Source organism: Vibrio sp. Isolate23, assembly GCF_022398095.1.
Classification (GTDB): domain Bacteria; phylum Pseudomonadota; class Gammaproteobacteria; order Enterobacterales; family Vibrionaceae; genus Vibrio; species Vibrio coralliilyticus_A.
The window spans coordinates 17380-41251 of the sequence record NZ_JAKEUV010000004.1 but is presented as its reverse complement, the minus strand read 5'-3'; the positions used below and the strand labels follow the sequence as shown (position 1 = coordinate 41251).

Genomic DNA, 23872 nt, shown 5'->3' with positions numbered 1-23872 from the left:
TGACGATCAGAATTTGTAGTCAAGACCTAAGAACATTGTGTCCATATCGAAGTCAGCATTATCGTATTCTGCCGTTGTTGTACGGTATCCAGCGTTAATGCTCCAATGGTTATTGAATGTATATCCAGCTTCTACACCGTAAAGCACTGAAGAGCCCGAAGCCGTAGAACCATTGGACTCGTTTTCAGCACCAACACCACCGATACCAAAGATTCCTCCTAGGTAGAAATCGGAGTTACCAAAATAGAATTGAGGTTTTACGTTCAAATTAAAAGCAGCAAAATTCAGATTCCTCACCGTACTACTATTATTTAATACCACATCAAAAGAGCCGTAATAAGCGTACTCAGCTTCGAAACCAACAACAAATGTGTCAGCAATGTGGAAGTTATAACCAATCGCCAAAGCAGCGCTCGTAGATGACACTTCACCAGTAGAGCTCACGCCATCCCAATTCTTGGTATTCAGATCAGTATCAATGATATCTGCGCCTAAATACCAGCCATTTGCAAGGTGACCACGTCCAGCCTGCTGTGTCTCTACGCTTTCCGCACCAACTGCCTGAAATGACACTGCCGCTATTAGAGCCGCTAATAATTGTTTATTCATTATAATTCCTATATATTTTGAACTACTTCATAAAAGTTCGCGTGCGAATATAGGAATCCCACCAATAAATAAAACCATTAATATTTAATATAATGATCAATATCTCATTATTATTTAAAATATGAATGCTAATTGTACAGTCAGGCTAGCGATACAATCTCTAGGCTAAACAATACGCGTCTCCGCCGGCATTGATCGTTCAGGAGTCAATAAAACACTTTCTGACTCATCATCGGCTTCAGCGCACAGCAACATACACTCAGAAGTTTCTCCACGTATCTTGGCTTTAGCGAGGTTACATAACATCACCACTTCTTTGCTCATCAGCTCTTGTTCCGTGTAATAAGGAACTAAGCTTGTCACGGCCTGCAGTCGCTTTTCCCCAACATCGATTTGAACAATGTACAGTTTGTCGGCGTTGTGATGACGGGAAACTTCAATGATCTTGCCCGTTCGCATCTCCAGTTTTGAAAAATCAATGTAAGCGAACGCATTCACGATAAAGGCCAAATAAATTTTACTAAAAGATAACGTTTACACTAAAGCTTAGATCTTACTATTAAAAGTGGTAAAAATTGTATCTATCACAGTAAGAAATGTCTCAAATTGCTTCACTTTCACAAACAGTGTTTAATGTTCAGGTTCAATTGATGAGGTAAAAAGATGGCAACGATCAAGGACGTAGCAAAAGAAGCGGGCGTTTCTGTCGCAACGGTTTCTCGCGTAATCAACAAATCCCCGAAAGCTAGCCAGTCGTCCATTGACTCCGTAACTAAAGCAATGAAAAAGCTTGGCTATCGTCCCAATGCTGCTGCACGCGCATTAGTCAGTCAAAGTACCAATACCATGGGTGTGCTGGTTAGTGATGTCTCCGATCCGTTTTTTGGCACTTTAGTTAAAGCCGTCGACACTGTTGCTCATGAACATGGTAAGCATATTTTGATTGGCAATGGTTATCACGACGCGGAGCAAGAGCGAAAAGCGCTCGAGCTTCTGATTAATAATCGCTGTGATGCCCTCGTCATCCATGCTAAAGGCCTGTCCGATGAAGAATTGATCGGCTACGCCAAAGAAGTCAAAGGTATGGTCATCATCAATCGTCATATACCTCAGTTGGCGGAACGTTGTATCTCGCTCGACAACCATAAAGGGGCTTACCTAGCAACGGAATACTTGATTCGTCACGGTCATACCAAGATTGCCTGTGTTGCCTCTAACCATGCCATCGAAGACTCACAGCAACGCATTGAAGGATACCTTGCTGCATTGAGAGATCATGATATTGAGTTGCCAACCAGCTATATCGAATGCGGAGAGCCGAATAACGATGGCGGTGAAGTTGCCATGACCAATTTGCTGACTAAGTCACTAGAAATCAGTGGGGTAATCGCTTACAACGATTACATGGCGGCTGGTGCACTATCGGTTCTTGATGCAAATGGTATTCAAGTACCGCAGCAGGTGTCGATGATGGGCTTCGATGATGGCTTAATTGCGCGCTATGTACATCCTCACCTCACAACTGTACGTTACCCGATTCAAATGATGGCCGATAAAGCAGCTCGTCTTGCATTGTCTTTGGCGAGTCAAGACCCTTTAGAGAGTGGCACAATGATCTTCTCACCTACTGTAGTGCGAAGAAACTCGGTAGAGAAAGTCACCTAACAGGCTAAATAAAACCATTAGCCGCAACATACAAACAAATTGCATAAGCATAATCTATACTTTGTCTGGGCAATGGTGCCATCATCGTGTGCAGGCTAACCAACATGACAAAAACCCCACCTATCAATCATCTACCTACTTACTTATGCCTTTTTGTCAGTTACTTGTTGCTCGCCACGCTTTCTCTTGTGCTCAGTCGTGGAGAAGGCACTTTGGCAACGGTTTGGTATCCAAACATTGTTGCAGGATTTATTATTGCTCAGTTGCCAGTAAGAACATGGCTGGCGTGCCTTGTTATCACCCTAGTCGCTAATGTTGCCGCCGATTACCCCTTTAGCAACAACTTAGTTTCATCACTTATATTTGTACCCGCAAATATGTGTGAGGTTTTTTTGATTGCTTGGATGATCAGGCAATCAAAAGATATGGCTCACAGCCTAAAAAACTTGCCAGCATTCATAAGATGCCTTACTTCCACCTGTTTAGTCCCTTCTTTTTTTGCTTCATTAATCGGTGCGATATCCTTGAGTATTCATTATGAGAAATCTGTAATGGAATTTTGGGAAGTTTGGGCTTTAGGCAGTATGGTCGGTGCCATTACTTTTTTCCCCTTCTGCTTACTTCTGCTCTCCAAGGCCACCACTTTTTCATTACGTGAATTCTTAGAGCCAAAAGAATTAGCCATTATTGGGCTCAGTATCTTTGTCACCTATGGTAGTTTTATATTCCTACCATACCCATACGCTTACCTTTGCGCTTTCTTATCTTTCGCTGCTATTTTTTCTCGCTTCGCTACACTCAGCGTTGCAATAGCTCTCACTGGCGTACTCACGACTTATATTATCTCCAATGGTGTCTACCACCCCATTACGGATGACTATGACCATAAAGCCTTCTTTTTTTACGTACCGATGTTATTGACATTTATCACCCCTAGCTTTCTCTCAATCAGTATCGAGGTAACTCAACTAGCCAATACATTATTAGAGCAAGCCAAACAAAGTTATGTCGATTTATATGAAAAAACGCCTTCCGCTATGCATTCCATCGGGCATGATGGAAAACTGGTGTCCGTCAGTGACGAATGGCTAAAGTTGTTAGGCTACGAAAGACATGAAGTGATTGGGCGGCCCTCAACGGATTTTTTAACAGAGGCCAGTGCAAAACTCGCAAGAGAAGTCATTCTGCCGATTTTTTTTAAGACCGGAAAAATTTCGGACATTCACTACCAAATGATACGTAAATCAGGAGAAGTTATTGATGTCGAGTTGTCAGGCTTTTTAGAAACAAGTAGTAAAGAAACGTCAGGTCGATCCATGGCTGTTTTGAAAGATAAAACTAAGGAATACGCTCTGGCTCGCTCATTGGCAAAAGAAAAAGAGCTACTGGAAGTCACTCTGACTTCGATCGGCGATGGCGTGATCACCACAGATATCAACCAAAAAATCACCTTTTTAAACCCTGCAGCTTCAGCCATTTTGGATATCAGTACCGGGCTCGCTCAAGGTCGTCAATTTATCAACACCGTTGTCCTAATAGATGAAAAAACAGGTAAATATATAGATAATCCTTTAGATAAAGTGCTAAAAACGAACACCACTTTTGCTTTACCTGAGACCACCGCTCTTCAGTGCTCAAATGGCTCCGTTTTTTCGATTCAAGGATCAGTGACGCCCATTACTGACTATCAAGATGATTTACATGGCGCAGTCATGATATTTCAAGATGTTACGGAATCAAGAAATATATCACAGAAGCTCTCATATCTTGCTCAGCATGATGCACTCACAGAACTGCCCAATCGACTTCTTTTGACCGATAGAATTTCGATTGCTTGCCTGAATTACCAACGAAAGAAAATAGGTTTTACTCTTCTTTACATCGATTTAGACAACTTTAAAACCATTAACGATTCTCTTGGGCATCATGCGGGAGATGAGCTATTAAAGTTTGTTGCGAAGAAACTGCATGCACACACCAGAGAAGTTGACACGGTTTCTCGGGTTGGAGGGGATGAGTTTGTTGTCCTGCTCGACGCTTTTACTTCAAAACGGGATATCGCAACCTTTACTGCAAAACTGATTGAGGGAATCGCTCAACCCATATTATTAGAAGGGCAGAGCTATTACATCACACCCAGTATTGGTATCGCACTATGCCCTGAAGACGGAAGCGATGTGGAATCGCTGCTAAAACGGGCAGATTTTGCAATGTACAGAGCCAAAGAAAATGGCAGAAACCGTTTTCAATTCTATTGTTCCGACATTGAGCGAGATGTAGAGAATAGAATTGAAAGCGAGAAGAAACTGCGTCTTGGGCTTACAAATAAAGAGTTCTACCTTCATTTTCAACCTATTGTGACCAGTATTGATTATCAGATTCTCTATTGGGAAGCGCTGTGCCGTTGGAGTCATGAAGGGGATGATATTCCGCCATCGGACTTCATTCCGCAACTAGAAGAGATGGGGTTAATCAACGAGTTAAGGATGGAAGCCTTAAGCCAAGCTTGCGACTTTATAAAACAAGTCAGCTATTCAAACCATGATGCAAGGCTGTCGGTTAATATCAGCGCCGCCCAATTGTTAGATAAAAAATTTGGCGACAAAGTAAAGCAATTATTAAAAGAAAAAGGCGTTGCCGCTTCCAGCTTTATCTTTGAAATTACGGAGTCCGTCTTAATGGAAAACTGGCAACAAAACCTATCAGTTCTCAACAAGCTAAAACAGCAAGGTATTTTACTTGCTGTGGATGACTTTGGCACAGGTTACTCGAGCCTAAGCTACTTAAAACGCTTCCCCATCGATATCGTGAAAATTGATAAAGAGTTTGTTCGTGATTTAGCCGTTGATTCCCAAGACAACGTTTTTGTCAATGCCATCATCACTATGGCAGAAACGCTTGGAATGACCACCGTCGCCGAAGGCGTTGAAACTCAAGAGCAAGCTGATTTATTGAGCAAAATGCACTGCCCAATGCAACAAGGCTATTATTTTGGCAAACCGCAAAGTCAAGATTTTTGGCTAGCCCCAAACACACCGGCACTCAATGTTATCGATTTTCGGCAGAAATAAGATGACCTAAGCTACTGTGATTAATGTGATATGACCTTGTTTTTGGCCATCATAACTTCATGCTCTTTACCACTCCTTTCGTCTCATCGTTTCTTCCTAAACACATCAGCCCTCTCAACTTGAGAGGGCGATGATATCAAAAAGCGATCAGTTCAAGACTTGGTTTGCTTCAAGTGGTGCAACCTCAACTCCTTCTGCAAATTCACCACGTTGGAGTTTCTCACGCAAAATCGCATGTTGGTCTTCCGTAAAAGTATAGCGAGACATAATAAAGATACGTACCAAAGCCCCCAGAGCAGGCTGCAGGGCGATACAGAAGAACATACCACTTAATGCGGTTTCAGTTTGCTCTGCATTGGGTACATAGCCGATCGCTGTAAGAATCAACCCTGTTAGCCCCCCAGCAACCGCCACAGAAAGTTTACCTGTGAAAGTTTGCCCAGAGAAAGTGATCGCAGCAGTGCGTTTACCACTGTGGTAATAAGAGTATTCAACAGTATCGGCAATCATGGCTGAGATGAGTGGATTGGTCATCATAAATATGCCCGTGATCACTGCAAGCCATGCCATCACAGCCGTTGATTACAGTCTGACTCCTGCTGTTTAATTAGTGAGTTCGAGATAGCTCGTTGGGTGGATGAAAATCAACATCCATCAGAGAGTCGTCAACAACTCGTGACGGATGAGATCGGCCTGATGCTAAAACGAGTATGCCTTGATGGCTGGCAACAACTTTTAACGAGCCGAGCAGACAAAGCGACGAAAAGCGGCACTTCTAAACACTCACAGTTTTATGTCAGCCAAATGCTGGAATACATCGCAACACATCACAACACTCCCCTCACCGCTCAGAAAGTCGCTGATTATGCTGGCTTGCACGCCAATTACGCCATGACCATCTTTCAGCGCACCATGCAAATGACGATAAAGCAGTACATCACGGCCATGCGCATTAACCATGCTCGCGCCTTACTCAGCGACACCGAACGTACCATTCTCGATATTTCTCTGACGGTCGGCTTCAACTCGATCAGCCGCTTTTATGATACCTTTCGCCGTTATATGGAAGTCACACCGACCCAGTATCGTAAGCTCAGTCGCGAAGATCATCGCTGGGGATGGAAGGATGCCAACCCCATCAACCAATTGGAAAAAGGGGCGTGTGATGGAAAGAGACCGCTAACGATAAGCCGTAATATAGAAAGATAAACAGACAGCGGAGATCTCATTCACCTCTGAGAGAGTTGCTCTACACTTAAGTGTAGGAGCAATAAGACCTTCATTTTAATGAAACCTTTGACTCAGACTTCTCCCCATTCACAATGGCAGCATATCAAAACGACTCTTCATCAGGATAGAGTGCTTTATGGGTATGTATTTGTCACAACCCTACTTTTATACGCGCTGTCTTTTTTGCTCGGTAGTGACGCCAAGTTTGACTTCAATCCTTTCATCTACCTCGCGACATTACTCCAAGTCTGCTATGTCTCCTTTTTAGTTTGGGCAAGCATTTATTTTGTCATTCTGCTTTACCGGAAAGCACCACATCCTTTGGTTCACTTTCTCCAAGCCATTAAAGGGTTCTTCCAACCTTTATCTAAAGCCGTCAGTTTTATGTTGTTGGTGTTGGCACTGAACTTGACGTTCTCTAGTTATACCTTTCTAAAACCACTCATTCCCGACATTAACCCCTTTCAATACGATGTGCTTTTCTATCAGATCGACAAGTGGCTTCACTTCGGTTACTCCCCTTGGGAACTGACACACACTATCTTCAGTAGCGCACTTGCAACAAGTCTGCTGAATTTTCTGTACCACCTTTGGTTTCTGCTAATGTGGGGAGCCGTACTGTTTTTCATCGTTCGGCGCGATTTAGTGAAATTACGGACTCAGTTTCTTATTACGTTTCTGACCAGTTGGCTGCTCATTGGGGGAGTAGGGGCGATTCTTCTTTCTTCTGCAGGGCCTTGCTATCTTCATTTGCTGGATCCAAGCGCATTGCAATATGAGCCATTGATGCAAAAGCTTGAGATGCAACATCAACAACTGATTCAAAGTGGCTGGTTCGGCTTATGGGCATTGAATGTGCAAGACACACTTTGGCAAATGTACTCAAGCGATACACCGGGGATCGGTGGTGGGATCTCTGCAATGCCGAGTATGCATGTGGCCATCGCTGTCGCCATGGCGCTGGCCGCTTATCGATACAATAGGAAACTAGGGGTCGTCATGTGGAGCTATGCGTTAGCCATACAAATTGGCTCAGTCCATCTCGCGTGGCATTACGCCATCGACGGATACCTGAGCTTTATTTTGACAATCGTAATTTGGAAGCTGATTGGGTGGCTACAAAACCGACATCAACAAAGCACTACTTCACAACACGTGTAACGATGCTGCGCAGCCAAATACTTTTCTCCTCATGTTGATTGGCACTAAGAAACAATAGCTTTATGTCGAAGTCTGGGACCTCCAAAGGAGCTGGCACCGCTTTTAATCTGTGGTTGTCTATGTCTAATTCAGCAAACCTTTTCGGCACAATACAGAGCATCTTACGCCCAATCAGTAACCTTCTTATGGTCAAAAAGTGTCTCGATGCCACGCCCACTCTTCGTTCATGGCCCATTTTAGCCAGCGTTTTATCGATCTGGGTGTCCAGTCGACCATCTGGGCTAACTAACGCATGTTCCACAGAAACAAATTGCTCCAATGTGAGAGACTCTTGCTCGTCAAACGGCATAGGGTCAAACAGACATACATGCTGCTCAGAGTAGAGATAGTGAGATACGAAACGACGATTAGGATTCTCAATACTGCCAATGATGGCATCAAGTTGTTCGCTGTCTGCTATGGTTTGGTAGTTGCTCCGGTTAACGTTAAAAAAGCTGATCTGTGAGTGAGGCGACCCCTTCTTTATCGTATCGTATAATCGAGGTGCAAAGAGCTGCTCAGCGTAATCCGTCAGTCCGATTTTCCACACCCCCTGATAATTTTCAGCTTCAAAGCCTTTCTTACTCAATAAATCGTTTTTAATGCACGCTAAGAGTTGATCAACAACTGGAGCCATATCATGGGCTCGTTGTGTGGGTTCCATGCATGTCCCTACACGTTCAAATAAAGGATCATCAAATAATGCCCGCATTCGCTGTAGTGTATGACTCATCGCTGACTGACTAATATAACAATCTTGCGCTGCAAGGCTGACACTCTGCTTGTGATATAAGGCTTGGAAAGCCACCAAAAGATTGAGGTCTACCCCCTTCCAGTTAAACTCTTTCACACTCAATCCCATTTAATTCATAGATAATATTAAAACTATTAATTTGAGTCATTTTAGTACATTTCTTAAAGTGTCTGCTGTATTTGTTCTAAGAGTAATCAGACCATGTTGTCTATTTTTAAAACCTTTTTCTGGCTAGGTTGGATCAGCTTTGGCGGTCCAGCTGCTCATATAGGCTACTTTCGCCATACCTTTGTTGAAAAGCTCAATTGGCTCGACGATGAAGAATACGCACAAATTGTCGCATTGAGTCAATTTCTTCCGGGCCCGGGCTCCAGTCAAGTTGGCTTTGCTCTCGGTTACAAACGTGGTGGCTTGAGCGGCGCCTGTTTGGCGTTTCTGGGGTTTACGCTACCATCGGTGCTTATCATGCTGACTCTAGCGCTACTCAGCAGCCAGTTAACTGAGACAACCTTATTCCAAAATATCGTTCATGGCCTGAAACTTTTAGCAGTGGTTGTCGTCGCGGATGCGACATGGGGAATGTACAAAAACTTCTGTAAAGAAAGAGTCTCGGTAACCCTCTGTTTAGTGACTGCAATTTCCCTTTTACTCTTACCCGGTATTGCAACCCAAGTATTGATTCTGCTTGTTGCCGCACTGATTGGTATGATGTGCCTCAGAAAACAAGATCAAACAGTCCCAAAGCGCTTTGAACCATCTGTCCTTCCTCTGGCTCTCTTTGTGGCTTTGCTTATGGGCTTGCCTTTCATCACCCACATTATGCCAGCCCTCGCGCTCTTCAACGATTTCTTCCAAGCAGGGAGTTTGGTATTTGGCGGCGGCCATGTTGTCTTACCCTTACTACAAAATATGGTAGGAGACCAGATCACTCAAGATGCTTTCCTCACAGGCTACGCTGCTGCTCAAGCCGTACCAGGACCGATGTTTACCTTTGCAACCTACATTGGTTATGAGTTGTTACCACAAGCACCAGTAGCAGGCGCATTGATTGCCACTCTGGGGGTATTTTTACCAGGTTTCTTGCTGCTACTTGGCGTGCTAAAAAACTGGCAATCGCTATCGCAAATGCCGAAGGTGTCTGGTGCGGTAAGCGGTGTCAATGCTGCCGTTGTGGGCTTGCTGATCGCAGCTCTCTATCAGCCCGTATTTACCAGCGCGGTTATGAGCCCTCTGGATATTTCACTGGTTCTGGTTGGCTTTTATCTACTCAAGCAGATGAAACTGCCTATTGTTTGGATGGTCATCTTCTTCATGATTGTGGGTGTAGCTGGCGGATACCTCACTTAAAACCAGCTCACTCGTTTACCAAGTAGGGAGAAAAAACTCTCCCTATGACTATTCTGACGCAGCAAGCCCTTCTGCCGCCTTTTCTTCCCTGACCATAGCCAACGCCCGTTCAAGGTTTTCATTAGCCACCTTGTAATAGGAGGTTTTGCTGTCTATCGCTTGTTGTAAGTAGGGAATGGCTTGGTCAGGCTTACCCTGTAAGATCAGAAAATAACCGACATTGTTGAGAGCTTCCGGTTTGTCCATATGCTTGGAGAATACATTGACGGCACGAGTGATCTCCCCTTTCCCCAAATAAATCAGTGCGAGGTTATTCAATGCTTTCTCGTTACTTGAGTCTTGCTTTAATGCCTGTAATACGAAGCGCTGAGCTTTACGATAATCTCCCGACATATAAAAAGAGTAACTGACATTAATCAACGTCTTAATCGAGTCCGGCTTTATACTCAATGCTTGTTTATAAAACGCCTGAGCGAGTTTGTGTTCCGCATCTAAATCCGCAATCACTCCAAGCCCCATATAAGCGTATTCCGGAGAGTATTGGTCAACGTTAAGCTCAATCACTTCCTGAGGCTTAACCAAATCTTTTTCATTCAGTGTTTTATTGCTCTTGAAGCGGATCTGATCCGCGTTAATTGAGCGAAGGAAATAACTCTTACCCAACTCTAAGTCACCTGACTTGCTGTAGATGGTGCCAAGTTGCTCCAACACTTCGATATTATTCGGGTTTTCATTGATTGCGAGTAAGAATGCTTTTTCCGCTAAAGGCAGATTGCCTCTCGACTGATGAATTCGGCCGATATTGTATAGCGATCTGTCCTTATACTGGCCATTTTCGAAAGATAATGAGCGAATGTACTCGTAGAGGGCCAAGTCACTGTTCCCCGCACTTAACGCCGTATCACCGCGCGTAATCGCTTCTTGCTCCGTTTTTGGTGGCTCATCTGAGGATAACGTATCAATCGGTTTACCTTCGTATAACGAGGTATCGATACCTGGCTCATTGGATGCACAAGCGGTCAAAAACATCATAGACAGAGTGAGCATTATAAAATGAAGTCCTTTCATAACTGGTTCCTTAATTACCCGTTACCTAAAGTCGACGTGAACAGCAACATAGATGGACCAATCGCAACAATAAAGAAGCATGGCCAGATAAATAGCAATAATGGGAAAATCATTTTTGTCGGGATTTTCGCTGCAATTTCTTCGACTTCCTGATTTCTTTTATCTCGATAGTCTTCCGTATATTCACGTAATGTTTGCGACAAACTACCACCGATACGTGAAGCGTGAGCCAACATAGTGACCAAGCCTGCAATTTCAGTCAGACCAGTGCGTTCAATCAGGTCTTCAAACGCATCTGACATTTCAATCCCCGCATTGATCTTTACGCATACGGTATCCAATTCATCGGCAAAGTCTGGATGAGAGATAGTGAGTTCGTCAGCGACTCTTCTCAGTGCAGAATTAAAACCTAACCCTGACTCTGTACATACCACCAGCAAATCCAGCGCATCAGCGATACCGCCACGAATTCTTTTCTGCCGCTTTTCCACTTTGTAGTTGAGCGCCATGTTAGGTGCATACAACCCCATCCCTGCGCTAATCGCCATTGCTAGATTCAACATCGACATATCAGGAGCGAGGAAATAAAAACCAGCCGCCATCCCAAGGCCAACCACCAAGGACATCCCTTTAAAAGCATAAAAAATGGTGAGTGCGTTGGCATCGTGATACCCCGCATGCATCAGCTTTTGACGAATACTTTCACTCTCTTTCGAGTTAGAAGGCTTCATCATCGGGGCTAACGACTCAAGCGTGTTATCAAACTTGCGTCCTTTTTTCAGTTTGTCGGCACGAGTAGAATCTCTGAGCTGCTCTAACTTGGCTCTCAGTGGTGATTTAGACCCTACGAGCAGCAGAGACAAAGTGAATACTATCAATATGGTCGCAAGAAGAATAAGGCCAAGAAATACCGTTTGTTCATCCAGATTATAAGTGGTGAATTGTTCAAAAATGTTCTCCATGCTACACCTCAAAATTAATGATGTTGCGGATCCATAAAGAACCAAAAAACAAACTGACAACGCCACCGCTTACTAAAGTCATGCCTCTTGGATCAGTGTATAAAGGCTCGACATACCCCGGGTTGATAAAGCTAAGAAAGATAAACAACACAAAGGGAGACAACACCAAAATCCAAGCAGACAGTCGGCTTTCTGCTGACAAAGTTTTAATTTTTCGCTGCAATTTAAACCGAGAACGTAGCACTTTGGATACTTTTTCAAGGTTTTCCGACAGGTTCCCCCCAGTTTCCTTCTGTAATAACACCGCACTGGAAAATGCCAACATGGAAACCGTAGGTGTCCGTTCTGCCATCTGCATGATCGCCATACGCATGTCATAGCCATAATTAAGAAGGTTAAAGGTATTCTTAAACTCAATACCAATCGGGGCTGGCATCTCGTTCCCAACCTCACTGAATGCCTGCGTCACGGGCTGACCGGCTTGCAACATACGCCTCATAATATCTAGAGCTTCAGGGAGTTGCTCCTCAAACGCAGCGAGTCGATCTGAAATCTTCTTGTTGAGCCAAAAGTAAAGACACACCCAAACCCCCACAATTGCCGCGGCGCCAACGTAAATGGGCTGACCAATTAGCAAGACGATAAAAAAAGCACACACCGACAAAATCGACGTCACCATTAAGGTTTGAGTTAAACTCCAGTCATAGCCTGAAAGCTCAATCATCTTCTTAAGCGAGGAAAACACTTCGACTTTAACGAGCTTTCTATCAAGTGGGGTCAAACTCTTGAGATAGTGCTCCTGAAGTAAGGAGCGAGCTTCTTCATCCAGCTTTGACTGCGATTCCCTCAGTCGGTCTGAAAGTTCCTTATGTTTCGCCTTACTCCCCGCAGCGGGAAGGATCAGTGCCTGCGATATGAAAACAACCGCAAAGAATAATAGTATGAAAAATAACGTGGCATCCTGCGTCATGACTCCCCTCCTTATGAGTAAGACTCATTAAAAATATCAAACGGCAAGTGCATCCCTTTTTTAGCCAATTGGTCATGGCATTGAGGAACAACGCCAGTGGCCGTAAAGTAACCAATGACGTTGCCTTCTTCGTCCATTCCTTTTCGCTGAAACTTAAAGATTTCAGACATGGTAATAATCTCGCCTTCCATGCCGTTGATTTCACAAATACTGACCATACGACGTTTACCATCCTCCTGACGCTCCATTTGAACGACAAGGTGAATCGCAGAAGCAATCTGAGATCTGAGGTTCTTGGCGGACATATTCCAGCCTGCCATCGCAAACATATTTTCAACCCGAGAAAGGGCATCGCGAGGGGTGTTAGCGTGAATGGTTGCCAAAGAGCCATCGTGGCCAGTATTCATGGCCGCTAGCATGTCTACCGCTTCCGCTCCCCGCACCTCCCCAAGCACAATTCTATCTGGTCTCATACGTAAGGAGTTTTTTACCAAATCTCGCTGAGTAATCTCACCTTTACCTTCCAGGTTGGCAGGTCGCGTTTCTAACCGCACCACATGTGGCTGTTGAAGCTGCAGCTCTGCGGAATCTTCAATAGTCACAATACGGTCATCAGATGGAATGAAATTAGAGAAGATGTTCAGTGTGGTGGTTTTTCCTGAACCGGTACCACCTGAGATGAGTACATTCATCGCCCCTCGGACAGCGGCTTCGACAAATTTGGCCATTTCCGGTGATAGGGAATTAAAGTTCAGCAGGTTGTCCATATTAAGCTTTTCCACCGCAAAGCGTCGTATGGAGACGGATGAACCGTCAAGCGCTAATGGCGGGATAATGGCATTCACACGAGAGCCATCAATTAAGCGAGCATCGACCATGGGGGAAGCTTCATCGATACGTCGACCAACCTGACTAACCACTCGGTCAATGATGTTTCTCAAATGACGCTCATCGAGAAAAGTATAGGGCGTTAACTCAAGCTTACCTCTGCGCTCTACAAACACGTGCTTTGGCCCATTAACCAAGATATCAGAAACAGTAGGGTCATTGAGCAGTGGCTCCAAAGGACCCAAACCAAACACCTCATCTTCGATTTGCTGTATTACCCGTTTACGGCCTTCAGCACTTAAAGCATGGGTCTGATCGTCCGCCATTAACTGCACGATAGCGTCGTGGAGCTCTTTTTTCGCTCTGTCTTTTTCAAGGCTTGCCAATAGTCCTAAGTCGAGAGTTTCAAGCAATCTTTGGTGATAATAGTGCTTAACCGCTAATTCTTGCTCAAGTTGCTTCTTCGCCTCTTCAACAGCATGTTCTTTCGCTTCAGCTTCTAACTTTCGTCTTTCTTGAAAGGTTTCAGCCACTTCCGTGTTTACCTGAACGTCTAAAGTGACCGTTGGGGTAAGTTCTTGTTGCAGCGGTTTCTGCGTTTCTTCTGCTTCGGCAACTTTTTGCTGTAGTTCTGGGTTTATATTTTTTCTTTTAAAAAACATAAAGCGTCCCTTTTATGCACAATGCCAACTATGAAAATAGCTTTTTAAACCAACCTTTTTTGACGTCTTGGTCGGGTAATAAGGTGTTGGCGAATTTTCTGACAGACTTAGCGATTGAGCTGCTTTTCTTAGCTTGAATAAATGGGCGACCAAGATTGGCACTTTCGATAGCCACCTTAAACTCATTAGGTACGGTATGAACTTCTATATTACCTACGGTATCTTTAACATCTTTGAGTTTGATTGACTGACGCTTCTCATATCGGTTAACTACTACTTCCATCTGTTCCTTGGATACACCAAATTCGAATGTCAGTAATTTCAGAATTTGAGTGGTATTTTTAATCGCGACTAAATTTTGCTGGGTAATCAAAAATATCTTTGTTGCTGGGGAGATCACCGAAGCAAACAATCGGTCTAAACCTCGAGATAAATCCACAATCACATAAGGATAGCGCTCTCTCAATAGCGGAATGAGCTTATTCATATGATGGGCTTTTTCAAAATTATCGTGACTACTTTCTCTTTTAAAACCAATCACATGTAAACCGGATTCATGCTTGGTGACTAAGCTACCTAAAGAGACTTCATCCAAGTCAGATACATTGGCAATGGCATCAGCGAGGCCATAGGTGCTATTAACATTCAGGTAATCTTCAATCACACCAAACTGCATATCAAGATCGAGTAGTAACACTTCATCCGGGTGCCTTTTCGCTACCGTAATCGCCGTATTGAGCGCCAACATAGAAGCACCAGCGCCCCCTTTGGTATTCATAAATACCAGCAACTCACCAAGGTTACGATTCGCGACTTTCTCTTCAGCCACATTTTTTAAAAGCGGTACCAGCTCTTCCAGTGTGGCTTTGTCAGACATAAAGTCTGTGGCGCCTATTCGCAAAGCGATCTTCAAGGCCCCATTGTCACTCTCATTACCAAAAACGATAAGCGATGCGTCATGCCCAGTATCATGGGATTCAGGTGCTTCAAACTGCTGTAGCTCAACAATTTTCTGCGCCCAGTTAGGCCCAGTCTCAACAAAAATAAGATCCGGCGGTGCAAAATGAGCCAAATTGCCCACCACTAATCCATGAAATGAAATCATTTCGAAACTGATGCTTTGGCATTTTGAGAGCTCGTGACTGATGTGTAGATGAAAAGCATCAGACGAATAAAATACCCAAACTGTTAAGCTCGTTTTTAATCGGATTGGACTATCTCCATTCGGTGTTAGCTTAACCGCCTCTCCCATTTACACATCTCCTAACAATCCGTGTCATTGGTTGGATTCAGGGGCGTCGATCGATGACGCCCCAAATTCTCTCTTGGGCGAGTGGTTTCAAATTCAGGAACAGCTAACAACCCTGTTAAGCTGACAAAGCTCAGTAAGCCCGTAAATTGATAGTCAAAGTTAACGACTCTTGCCCTTACATATTCAATTGTAGGAAACACATCGTTATCTGTCAGAGTTCCTGTCACGACATTCCCTGAAGCATCAAGATACTCCACCGTTAAGTTAGCAGCGGTGAAGCCCACTGGCGCATTGTCAGACAAAGCTAAAGCTGGAATATCATTTTGGTCTTGAACTCGGCATACCACTGCCAGTCTCGCCGCAACTCGAGTCATATCATTCACCACTTGTAATGAATAGACGTAGCGCCCGACTTCTATCACAGCAAATATGATCAGCAATAGCGTCGTCGACACTAAAGTGAACTCAATGATGGTGACCCCTTTTTGCAGTTTCATGGCGCTGTCCTCATCATGGCAGAGGCATTCAGCGGCACATTAAAATTAATGGTGGAACTAAAGCCAGAAATAATCGGAGTATAGGTGTGATTGATCGTGATAGTGACATAGCCGCTAGAGTGATTAACGGCAACATCTGACGTACTGACACCAGACATCAACGATGTGGAACCCGTCCCTGTATGGCCGTACACGACCATATTTTTTATCTCATCAACATCAGCAATTTGATCATAACTTTCCGTTCCAGTAATTCCTGAAGTCGCATAACGAACACCACTCTGAGCCATTTTGTTTAAAGTGGTGTATTGAATAAATGCGTTACCAAACTCGGTAATCGACATTAAGACCATCATCAAGACAGGGACGGCAATCAGCATCTCGACGGCTGCTAAGCCCCCTTGTCTCCATTTCTTCGTCGAGTAGTTGAGATACATCATGACTCCTCCCCACTCGGATCTTTATACAAGACAATTGTAAATGGGCCGTCACTGGTTGAATCTTGCCCGGGGTTTCCTCCCGAAGCAGTACAATCAGAGATAAACTCACCAAACACCGCTTCTTTACCACTATTCGTGGTCGGTGCTTGCTGTAACATAAAGAAACAACCTAAGGCCTCAACAGTAAAACTGCTAGTACCGCCACTCGCTCCAGTGCAATCCACAATAGGTATCACCAATATACGCCTATCATGCTGTCCACCCGATGCGATTCGACAATCCGAGTCCCCCGTACAATCTGGCAAAGCCGCCTGATAGTCGTCATAACCCCACGTATCTGTATATTGCACTTCACCGCTGTTATCTAAAGATGCTTTATTGTCAGGTTCTTTGACATAGATATCTGACGGGTAATCACTCGAACTCAGCCCACCACCACTATAGCTACCAAAGCGCGTATTTAAGCCTTGCCCCACCGGACCTATGGTATTACCTGGCTTAGTCGTCACAGTATCCCCAACACCAACACTACCTTCGTACCCACCGGCAAGCGCTTGTCTCACGGTATCAGCACCGGAACCGAAGTCTAACAACTGATAATTACCCGCGCCCATATCACTCTGATTTTGATCAGCTATTTTTAATGCGTAGATTTGACCTGTGTTGTATCCAGTAGAACCACCATCTTCACCTTCACAAATTGCCATTGGGACTACATTCACAACATCAATACCTGTACTCGGGCCCGCAACGGCACTCGCACTAAGCTGTTTACTTACACCAAAAATATCAGCAAAGAAGTTATCTAATGGATATGAGTCCACTGTGATACGAACATAGGTATCTAAGTTAGCGCTGTAGCTTGCCTGAGGAAAAACGGTGGGGTCGTTGGAATATTCAATCGAAATACTGGCAGAGGAGAAATCCATCTCATCGTTACCAGTCGCTCCAGCCATATTACTTAGAGTAGTATTCGCAGCAGATGTGGCATCGGCGTTAGTCCCTTCGCTGTCCATCACAATTGCGGCGGCCAGCGCTGCCGCATCAACGCTATTTTGTAATCGAGCTTTATTGAGGACAGCATGACTCACGTCTATAGCCAAGGCTGCGACACCCACCAATGCAAGCATCGCAACAGTCACCATGACTAATACTAAGCCTCTTTGCCGGTTTGGCGTTCCCCGGCATCGCCTTGCCAAATTCATAGTGGTTTCCTTAAGGGCTACTTACTCTGCCCTTCTTCAACAAATTGACTGTCGGTACCTTCCAGATCCATATCCTGCTTACCGGTATAAACCTGATAGGCACCTTCCATTCGTTCACCACTGCCCGTTGGAATCACACCCAAGTTGTCTCGGGTGGCATTCAAATTATAGGTTTGCTCCGTTTGCAATTTCGCAACATGAGCCCCTAACCTTTCAGCATTATTCACACAACCTAAGAGCAATAATGATGAGCAAAAAACACTAATGATTAATAGATTATTATTCATGCTAATCGTCCCTATAAGCTGTGACCAAATGTGCCTTCAGTACCACCTTTTGAATGGTCAATAAAACTTTCATCATTGACTTGGTGGGTCTGGTGAGGGCTATCTGGAGAAATATATGCGCCGCGACCTAACAAGTAATACTCAAAGTCGTTCGGCTCCACAAAGGAGTCTGTGGGTAGCGACACTTTATTACGGTCCACCGGCCTTGCCAGCCTTGGGGTGACTAAAATAACCAGTTCAGTTTCACCCGAAATATACTCTTGACTGTTAAACATTTGGCCTAGGATAGGAATATCACTAAAGCCGGGCATTTCTCCGACAATATCTCTGACGTTTTCACTAATAAGGCCTGCAATACCTATGGTTTGACCATCCGCTAATTCCAGTGTCGAAGAGGCGCTTCGTCTCGTAATCGGAGGAATAACGTAGGTGGTATTAGTCAGGTCTGGGCTGAGTGTTAACGAGGATGTATTAGCAATTTCGCTGACATCGATAGCAAGGTTGAGGTTAATTTTCTTGTCTGTGAGTACGGTCGGAATAAACTTCAGCCCAACCCCATACTCTTTGTATTCAATAGTAATACCATCATCATCTGGTACAGGGATTGGGAACTCTCCCCCCGCTAGGAACTCGGCTTTAGCACCACTTAATGCAGTCAAGTTTGGTTCAGCTAACACTTTCGCCGTCCCGTTTTGCTTGGCAATATCAAGGGCAAAAGTGAATAAGGTATTGCCATCAATGAAAGTGCCCAATAAACCCGTACTATCGATTGCGGGGTTATTCAGAATGGGACCAATCACGCCACTGCCAGTATCACCAATACTCCCACCAGCAGAGGTTCCTCCCCAACCGAAGTCACCGCTTTGTTGAAAGAAGTGAAAATTCGCATCAAACTTACGAACTAAGCTTCTTTGAACTTCAGCGACGGTGACTTCCAGCATGACTTGCTGAGCACCACCAATAGTCATTAGGTTGATGACACCCGTTTTATCCACTTGTTTGCTTAATGAGACCGTTTGTTTGTCGACTTCTTCACCCGCAGCGTAAGTTTCCGCAACTCTCAATGCAATGTTCATTGCCGCTTGATTGCTGATTTGCCCACTTAAGATCAGACGGTTTTGAGCACTGTGCACTTTGATCTCTTCATCCGGTAAAAACTCAAACAGCTTCGCTTTCAAGCTATTGAGATCATGCGTCACCTCAATATTAATTGATTCGATCAACCGTCCTCGGCTATCCCAAGCCATTAAGTTGGTTGAGCCGAGCTTTTTACCAATCAAGAACACTTCATCAGATTTCAGCATCACGATATCCAGCACTTCCGGATCACCCAACGACACTCGCTTAGCTTTTCCGGCTAACGTCACGTGAGTGGATTTATGATGCGGAACTAGAACAGCCTTACTTGACTGGGTTGCCGCATGGGTACCAGCTGCACTAAAACACAATAAGGAGATTAGAATTATTAGATTTCGCATGGTTCACCTCAGTCCTTGACTCTGATGTTGCGAGATTCGGTGCCTTTGATAATGGTGACACTGGGTGCAACGTAGCGTTTGACGACTTTTTCTTCTTCGTGAGGATTACGTAGAGCAAGCTGAATTTCGCCTTTACTCTGAGCAGAGAGTAGTTTCTCTGCTTCTCTTGGTGAGACTTCTAACGTCACCGCGCGAACAATAATCGGCTTGTTCTCTTTGGTTTTTGCTGTCTGGTCAACAGCCAACACCTTAATCTCTTTCAGAACCGTCACCGTCGAGGCTGATGTCGAACTGTATTTGATCGTGTTCAGTACATCGACTTTATTCCCTGGCAGTAGGAACCCAGCCACACCGATAACATCATTCACTCGAATGGTCACGGCTCGTTTATTCTCTGGGATTAACGACGCCAAGGTTGACCCTTCTCCAGGCCTAGCCAAACGGTGAGTAGTTACAATCTCTCCCGGATAGATATTGGTGGCCACCACTTGGCCAACTAAATCTTCTGCGTTAGAAAACTGAAACTCATCACGCCATGCTTTCTCAAGTAGTTTGGTGGTGATGTGCTGTTCTTCAATCACACTCCCCGCTAAAATTTCCTGCGTACTGACAATCACCGGCTCCCTTTCAACCACCTCGACTTCTGTCTGAGGTTGCATTTGTCTATCCATCCACTGTTTAGCAAAAAATACGGCGCCTAAACCAAATGCAATAGAGAGTAAAAAAAGTAAAATCACCTGATTGCGACTCATCGTTCACCTCCTCCCTTGCCATCAGCAGTGAAATACACTTCCCACGCGCGGCTTACTATTTCAGGGGAGATAACGGGTTCTACTTCTTCAAAAATGATGATATCTCGGCTGATACCGACTATGTCCTTGGGCAAACAAGGATAAAAGCCCACGTTATGCTGACGATGTAAGTCAAATAATGTGTCAAAGCATCCATCCCCAATGGACAGATCTTTCGATTTAGAAATGATTCCCCACAGCTCTCTGTATTCCTCTTCTAATAACGGCCCAAATTGGATTTTGTACCCTAAGCGACGTAAAAATGCGGGGTCACTGATCTTTTCCGGATCCAAGTTCGTAGAAAATGCCAGAGTGAGGATAAATGGAATACTGATCTGCTGACCATTAGGAAGATTGAGGTAGTCATAAAAATATTCCATTGGCACGATCCAACGGTTGAGCAAGGTGTCAACAGGCATAGGCTGGCGACCTAAATCATCGATAATAAAGATGCCGTTGTTTGCCATCATTTGTAATGGTGCCATCCAAACTTTGTTGTGTTCACTGTGATTGACCTCCAGCATATCCATGGTCAGTTCACCACCGACTTGGATACTTGGCCTCTCACACAATGCCCAACGGCGATCAAAATGCTCTTTAAAAGTAATGGAATGAATTTCATCACTGCGAACGCGTTTGTGATGTTGCGGCGAGAATACTTTGATGATGTTACCTGCAGCAAACACCGAGTAAGGTACATAAATAGAGGTGTTCAAAGAATTAAGTATCTTCGTCGCGACAAACGTTTTACCAGAACCCGCACTGCCATAGAGAAGCAGTGCACGACCAGAATTGATCGCTGGGCCTAACACTCCAACCATTCGGTGAGCACCCAGCACATCGGATAGCGCGTATTCGACATCATCCCGATTGACCATCTGCGCTCTTACATCCTGGGCAGTGACCATCTCACTGTATGCATTCAGCGATACTGGGACAGGCCCCAAGTATGCGTCCTTAACGAAAGCGGTATCTGCTTCTTGCATGCCCGCTTCGGACAAACCATATCGTACGTGACCACTGGTCTGAACCGAAAAAGAGCTAGAGGCTGCCTGAAACACTTCAACCAAAGATTTCGCTCTTAAAGCCGCGATAATGTCTTCAATCAAATGACTGTTGATACACAGGAGTTTCGTGAGTTGAAGAATGTCTGATTTGGGGTAGGCAGCGATATGCTTGATAACAAGGTTTTCGACCACAGCTTTAGGTATTCCCAAGTCGTCGAAAGTGGTTGGGACCGGAGGCTCCGGAGCTTGCGGAGTGAGCTCAGTTCTATGTCGTATTGGAGACGTAACCTGAACCATAATGACTCCTTGTCATTAATTCAAAAAATAAAAATAAATTGCAATTCCTAACACAACGACTGGAGCAAATGGCATTCTGTAATGGTCGCTCATCTTCCTTTTGAACGAACCACCTACAACTTTCGAACCAGATTCACCATACATAGCAAGAAGAGAGTATTTATTAAATATGGCCTTCGCTTTTTCTGGGGATTCCGCTATTCGTAATAACGCATAGAAAGCACCCACCACTACGCTTGACACTGCAATCCAAAATATCGCCTGAGTAATATGTTCGCTTCCTAACCAGAAACCAACCACACCCAAAAGTTTTACATCCCCAGGCGCCATCACTTTTAAAAAGTAAAGAAGTAGCGCACAAATAAAGCAAGTAATACCAGTAATAAATGACCAAAATAGAAGGGAAATATCTTGAAGGAAAAAAGCTTTGTTGATAAAAGCCAAGCCAATAATAGCTAATAACAAAGTATTAGGTATACGATGTTCTTTCGCATCGGAAACGGCTACAGCAAATAATACAATCCATATAAGTAAATTCATTTAACCGCTCCTGCGATCTCATCCACTAACTAAATAGTGACGCAAACTCAGTGGTCAGTATTCCTCTAAATGCAACAAATAAACCAGCAAATCCCACCACAATAAGACCAGCCCCAACCACATATTCCACCACAGTCAGGCCTTCTTCATCTTCCAAGAAGCGTTTTATATTGTTCACGATGCCATTCTCCTTCGACAAACGCACAAATGACCCACGGCCTAAGCCATGGGTCGGGAATCATCAACTATGCTTAGATTAGCCACCTGAACTAAAGATACTACCTAGTTGAGTTGTCAGTGTGCTACTAAAGGTGGTAAAAATCCCCGTTAAACCCGCAACAAGAAGGCCAGCACCGACAACGTATTCAACGACCGTTAAACCTTCTTCATCCTTAAGAAATGCTTTGATATTGGTTAGTACTTTATTCATGACCAGTCTCCTTTCTAAAAGTACATGTAAGCTGTCTCGCTTAACCTTTAATTTAGATATTTGATCGAATAAGAGTTAGGATTTTTTTATCCATCTTTGGTACTTTTTTGCTATAAATTTGCTTAATAAAAGGCAATAAAAGCGAATAAAAATAATACTTAGGTCATAATTTAGATTATTTGCCCTAATATAAATTTAAAAAAAACACCTCACAATATATTGTTTTATAAAGTTAATTTTTCCATAGAGATAAAACCCAAACGAGAGCAGAAATTTATTTTTTCCATGTATCAACTTTGATACTTGACAAGATCCAACAAAAACAAAATGAAGATCCCCATCACATAAAATCTAAAAATAAAATACAGCAAACTCAATAAGAACACTCAATGGGCATGGTGTTAAGGATGAAAATGATAGGAAAGTCTTAGTTGAGATTATCCAGACCTCACCTAATCTTATTAACAGAACACAAAACAACAGTCTAGGAATGCGCTTTCAGTGGATGTATTACATAAGGGATATTGGCTTGGCCAATCAATAAGTTACGTTCATAAAGATACGGTGAGAGAGTTAGAGAGATTTTTTCACCTTCTTGACTATGGTTATGACGTTTCAGTATTGAGTGAGCCAGACATCGATTTTTGTTTTTTTTTCTACGAAGAAAATTTTGAGTCGCTGTTTCTGACTACAGCAAAGATCTGTCAAAACCTACACAAACACCTTGTTCTGTTATATCGCGATCACTTGGATCCCGAAGTCGAACAATTAGAGGTTGTCTTTTCAACACTCGATCTTAACGATAAGTCAATCAAACCTTGGGTCGAAGAGCTAAGTAAGCAAGTTCACTATCAGTTTAACAAGCACCAAGAGATCTTAGAGATCCATAAACTTCCCGCTATAGCAGAACAAAAGAAAATCAGTAAAGATCTGGTTGAGATTCTTAGATACATTGATAAAAACCTATCACGCACCATTCGCGAAGAAGATATAGCTGAGTACTGTCATTACTCAGTAACCTATTTTTCTAAGTTCTTTCATAAGTCGATAGGAGTCAGCTTCAGAGACTATTTAACACTAAAAAGAATAAGCCTTGCAAAGCAACTGCTTAGTGAAAAGCGAAAAGAGAAAATTTCCTTCATCGCCTTTCAATGTGGCTACAATGATGTGTCTTACTTTGCGCGTATTTTTAAAAAGAAAACGGGCTTCAGTCCGGCTATTTATCGGCAACTTCACTAGTTTTCACGTCACGGTCACAAGTTCCTGTTCAACTATCCTCTTA

Annotated in this window: 23 protein-coding genes and 2 pseudogenes; 6 read left to right on the top strand and 19 right to left on the bottom strand. The window is 43.8% G+C overall.

From position 1 onward, the window contains the following. Positions 1-6: 6 nt before the first annotated feature. On the bottom strand, positions 7-609 hold the full coding sequence (locus L1D31_RS12355; protein WP_239837424.1) for an outer membrane beta-barrel protein: 603 nt from the start codon (positions 607-609) through the stop codon (positions 7-9). 165 nt (positions 610-774) lie between these two features. Then, a complete protein-coding gene (locus L1D31_RS12350; RefSeq protein ID WP_239837423.1) occupies positions 775-1107 on the bottom strand; it encodes a tRNA-binding protein in 333 nt (110 codons plus the stop codon). Positions 1108-1272: 165 nt separating this feature from the next. Here L1D31_RS12350 and L1D31_RS12345 point away from each other — a divergent pair, with 165 nt between their 5' ends. Next, positions 1273-2274 carry a substrate-binding domain-containing protein gene (locus L1D31_RS12345; protein WP_239837422.1) on the top strand — a complete coding sequence of 334 codons (1002 nt, stop codon included), beginning with the start codon at positions 1273-1275 and terminating at the stop codon, positions 2272-2274. Between the two features lie 104 nt (positions 2275-2378). Then, positions 2379-5345: an EAL domain-containing protein gene (locus tag L1D31_RS12340; protein ID WP_239837421.1), complete on the top strand. Its 2967-nt coding sequence runs from the start codon at positions 2379-2381 to the stop codon at positions 5343-5345. A 147-nt stretch (positions 5346-5492) separates the two neighbouring features. On the opposite strand, the pseudogene L1D31_RS12335 reads toward L1D31_RS12340, so the two are convergent. Then, positions 5493-5918, bottom strand: a pseudogene (locus tag L1D31_RS12335) (MFS transporter); the annotation flags it as partial. Positions 5919-5927: 9 nt separating this feature from the next. Between L1D31_RS12335 and melR the strand changes: the two are divergent. Both melR and L1D31_RS12325 read left to right on the top strand, forming a co-directional pair. Next, a pseudogene (gene melR, locus L1D31_RS12330) lies at positions 5928-6554 on the top strand (transcriptional regulator MelR); the annotation flags it as partial. A 78-nt stretch (positions 6555-6632) separates the two neighbouring features. Further along, on the top strand, positions 6633-7736 hold the full coding sequence (locus L1D31_RS12325; RefSeq protein ID WP_239837419.1) for a phosphatase PAP2 family protein: 1104 nt from the start codon (positions 6633-6635) through the stop codon (positions 7734-7736). Here the strand turns inward: L1D31_RS12325 and L1D31_RS12320 are convergent. Beyond that, the gene (locus L1D31_RS12320) at positions 7717-8625 is read right to left on the bottom strand and encodes a LysR family transcriptional regulator (protein ID WP_239837418.1); all 909 of its coding nucleotides are present in this window, start codon (positions 8623-8625) and stop codon (positions 7717-7719) included. The genes L1D31_RS12325 and L1D31_RS12320 overlap by 20 nt on opposite strands. Before the next feature lie 105 nt (positions 8626-8730). Here L1D31_RS12320 and chrA point away from each other — a divergent pair, with 105 nt between their 5' ends. After that, positions 8731-9876, top strand: a complete 1146-nt coding sequence (chrA, locus tag L1D31_RS12315) for a chromate efflux transporter (protein WP_239837417.1) — start codon at positions 8731-8733, stop codon at positions 9874-9876. Between the two features lie 48 nt (positions 9877-9924). Here the strand turns inward: chrA and L1D31_RS12310 are convergent, their stop codons facing one another. From L1D31_RS12310 to L1D31_RS12240, 15 genes are all read right to left on the bottom strand, one after another. Continuing rightward, on the bottom strand, positions 9925-10944 hold the full coding sequence (locus tag L1D31_RS12310; protein WP_239837416.1) for a tetratricopeptide repeat protein: 1020 nt from the start codon (positions 10942-10944) through the stop codon (positions 9925-9927). 14 nt (positions 10945-10958) lie between these two features. Next, complete coding sequence (locus tag L1D31_RS12305; RefSeq protein ID WP_239837415.1) at positions 10959-11906, bottom strand: type II secretion system F family protein; 948 nt, start codon at positions 11904-11906, stop codon at positions 10959-10961. Position 11907: 1 nt separating this feature from the next. Next, positions 11908-12876, bottom strand: coding sequence for a type II secretion system F family protein (locus L1D31_RS12300; RefSeq protein ID WP_239837414.1), 969 nt, complete (start codon positions 12874-12876; stop codon positions 11908-11910). Positions 12877-12887: 11 nt separating this feature from the next. Further along, positions 12888-14366, bottom strand: coding sequence for an ATPase, T2SS/T4P/T4SS family (locus L1D31_RS12295; RefSeq protein WP_239837413.1), 1479 nt, complete (start codon positions 14364-14366; stop codon positions 12888-12890). A 28-nt stretch (positions 14367-14394) separates the two neighbouring features. Next, entirely contained in the window at positions 14395-15618 is a 1224-nt protein-coding gene (locus L1D31_RS12290) for an AAA family ATPase (RefSeq protein ID WP_239837412.1), read from the bottom strand. A gap of 11 nt (positions 15619-15629) precedes the next feature. Beyond that, positions 15630-16115, bottom strand: coding sequence for a TadE/TadG family type IV pilus assembly protein (locus L1D31_RS12285; protein WP_239837411.1), 486 nt, complete (start codon positions 16113-16115; stop codon positions 15630-15632). Then, complete coding sequence (locus L1D31_RS12280) at positions 16112-16555, bottom strand: TadE/TadG family type IV pilus assembly protein (RefSeq protein ID WP_239837410.1); 444 nt, start codon at positions 16553-16555, stop codon at positions 16112-16114. Before L1D31_RS12280 ends, L1D31_RS12285 begins: the two co-directional genes overlap by 4 nt. Beyond that, positions 16552-17760 (bottom strand): TadE/TadG family type IV pilus assembly protein, encoded by a 1209-nt coding sequence (locus L1D31_RS12275; protein WP_239837409.1) that lies wholly within the window; start codon positions 17758-17760, stop codon positions 16552-16554. The genes L1D31_RS12280 and L1D31_RS12275 overlap by 4 nt, the downstream gene beginning before the upstream one ends. A 17-nt stretch (positions 17761-17777) precedes the next feature. Beyond that, positions 17778-18047, bottom strand: a complete 270-nt coding sequence (locus L1D31_RS12270) for a hypothetical protein (protein WP_239837408.1) — start codon at positions 18045-18047, stop codon at positions 17778-17780. 11 nt (positions 18048-18058) lie between these two features. Next, entirely contained in the window at positions 18059-19525 is a 1467-nt protein-coding gene (locus L1D31_RS12265; protein ID WP_239837407.1) for a type II and III secretion system protein family protein, read from the bottom strand. 8 nt (positions 19526-19533) lie between these two features. Then, positions 19534-20277, bottom strand: coding sequence for a Flp pilus assembly protein CpaB (gene cpaB, locus L1D31_RS12260; RefSeq protein ID WP_239837406.1), 744 nt, complete (start codon positions 20275-20277; stop codon positions 19534-19536). Further along, positions 20274-21620 carry an AAA family ATPase gene (locus L1D31_RS12255; RefSeq protein ID WP_239837405.1) on the bottom strand — a complete coding sequence of 449 codons (1347 nt, stop codon included), beginning with the start codon at positions 21618-21620 and terminating at the stop codon, positions 20274-20276. The genes cpaB and L1D31_RS12255 overlap by 4 nt, the downstream gene beginning before the upstream one ends. 15 nt (positions 21621-21635) lie before the next feature. Further along, the gene (locus L1D31_RS12250) at positions 21636-22160 is read right to left on the bottom strand and encodes an A24 family peptidase (RefSeq protein WP_239837404.1); all 525 of its coding nucleotides are present in this window, start codon (positions 22158-22160) and stop codon (positions 21636-21638) included. A 25-nt stretch (positions 22161-22185) separates the two neighbouring features. Continuing rightward, positions 22186-22338: a hypothetical protein gene (locus tag L1D31_RS12245; RefSeq protein ID WP_239837403.1), complete on the bottom strand. Its 153-nt coding sequence runs from the start codon at positions 22336-22338 to the stop codon at positions 22186-22188. Positions 22339-22416: 78 nt separating this feature from the next. Next, positions 22417-22590 carry a Flp family type IVb pilin gene (locus tag L1D31_RS12240; protein ID WP_239837402.1) on the bottom strand — a complete coding sequence of 58 codons (174 nt, stop codon included), beginning with the start codon at positions 22588-22590 and terminating at the stop codon, positions 22417-22419. A gap of 501 nt (positions 22591-23091) precedes the next feature. Here L1D31_RS12240 and L1D31_RS12235 point away from each other — a divergent pair. Beyond that, the gene (locus tag L1D31_RS12235) at positions 23092-23829 is read left to right on the top strand and encodes an AraC family transcriptional regulator (protein ID WP_239837401.1); all 738 of its coding nucleotides are present in this window, start codon (positions 23092-23094) and stop codon (positions 23827-23829) included. Positions 23830-23872 lie beyond the last annotated feature (43 nt).

Excerpts from the sequence above, each read along its gene's own strand:
- L1D31_RS12340 (WP_239837421.1), top strand. The coding sequence starts at position 2,379 with ATGACAAAAACCCCACCTATCAATCATCTACCTACTTACTTATGCCTT.
- L1D31_RS12240 (WP_239837402.1), bottom strand. The coding sequence starts at position 22,590 with ATGAATAAAGTACTAACCAATATCAAAGCATTTCTTAAGGATGAAGAA.
- L1D31_RS12310 (WP_239837416.1), bottom strand. The coding sequence starts at position 10,944 with ATGAAAGGACTTCATTTTATAATGCTCACTCTGTCTATGATGTTTTTG.
- cpaB (WP_239837406.1), bottom strand. The coding sequence starts at position 20,277 with ATGAGTCGCAATCAGGTGATTTTACTTTTTTTACTCTCTATTGCATTT.
- L1D31_RS12250 (WP_239837404.1), bottom strand. The coding sequence starts at position 22,160 with ATGAATTTACTTATATGGATTGTATTATTTGCTGTAGCCGTTTCCGAT.
- L1D31_RS12265 (WP_239837407.1), bottom strand. The coding sequence starts at position 19,525 with ATGCGAAATCTAATAATTCTAATCTCCTTATTGTGTTTTAGTGCAGCT.
- L1D31_RS12270 (WP_239837408.1), bottom strand. The coding sequence starts at position 18,047 with ATGAATAATAATCTATTAATCATTAGTGTTTTTTGCTCATCATTATTG.
- L1D31_RS12345 (WP_239837422.1), top strand. The coding sequence starts at position 1,273 with ATGGCAACGATCAAGGACGTAGCAAAAGAAGCGGGCGTTTCTGTCGCA.
- L1D31_RS12285 (WP_239837411.1), bottom strand. The coding sequence starts at position 16,115 with ATGAAACTGCAAAAAGGGGTCACCATCATTGAGTTCACTTTAGTGTCG.
- L1D31_RS12305 (WP_239837415.1), bottom strand. The coding sequence starts at position 11,906 with ATGGAGAACATTTTTGAACAATTCACCACTTATAATCTGGATGAACAA.
- L1D31_RS12290 (WP_239837412.1), bottom strand. The coding sequence starts at position 15,618 with ATGGGAGAGGCGGTTAAGCTAACACCGAATGGAGATAGTCCAATCCGA.
- L1D31_RS12275 (WP_239837409.1), bottom strand. The coding sequence starts at position 17,760 with ATGAATTTGGCAAGGCGATGCCGGGGAACGCCAAACCGGCAAAGAGGC.
- L1D31_RS12255 (WP_239837405.1), bottom strand. The coding sequence starts at position 21,620 with ATGGTTCAGGTTACGTCTCCAATACGACATAGAACTGAGCTCACTCCG.
- L1D31_RS12295 (WP_239837413.1), bottom strand. The coding sequence starts at position 14,366 with ATGTTTTTTAAAAGAAAAAATATAAACCCAGAACTACAGCAAAAAGTT.
- L1D31_RS12280 (WP_239837410.1), bottom strand. The coding sequence starts at position 16,555 with ATGATGTATCTCAACTACTCGACGAAGAAATGGAGACAAGGGGGCTTA.
- L1D31_RS12355 (WP_239837424.1), bottom strand. The coding sequence starts at position 609 with ATGAATAAACAATTATTAGCGGCTCTAATAGCGGCAGTGTCATTTCAG.
- L1D31_RS12300 (WP_239837414.1), bottom strand. The coding sequence starts at position 12,876 with ATGACGCAGGATGCCACGTTATTTTTCATACTATTATTCTTTGCGGTT.
- chrA (WP_239837417.1), top strand. The coding sequence starts at position 8,731 with ATGTTGTCTATTTTTAAAACCTTTTTCTGGCTAGGTTGGATCAGCTTT.
- L1D31_RS12325 (WP_239837419.1), top strand. The coding sequence starts at position 6,633 with ATGAAACCTTTGACTCAGACTTCTCCCCATTCACAATGGCAGCATATC.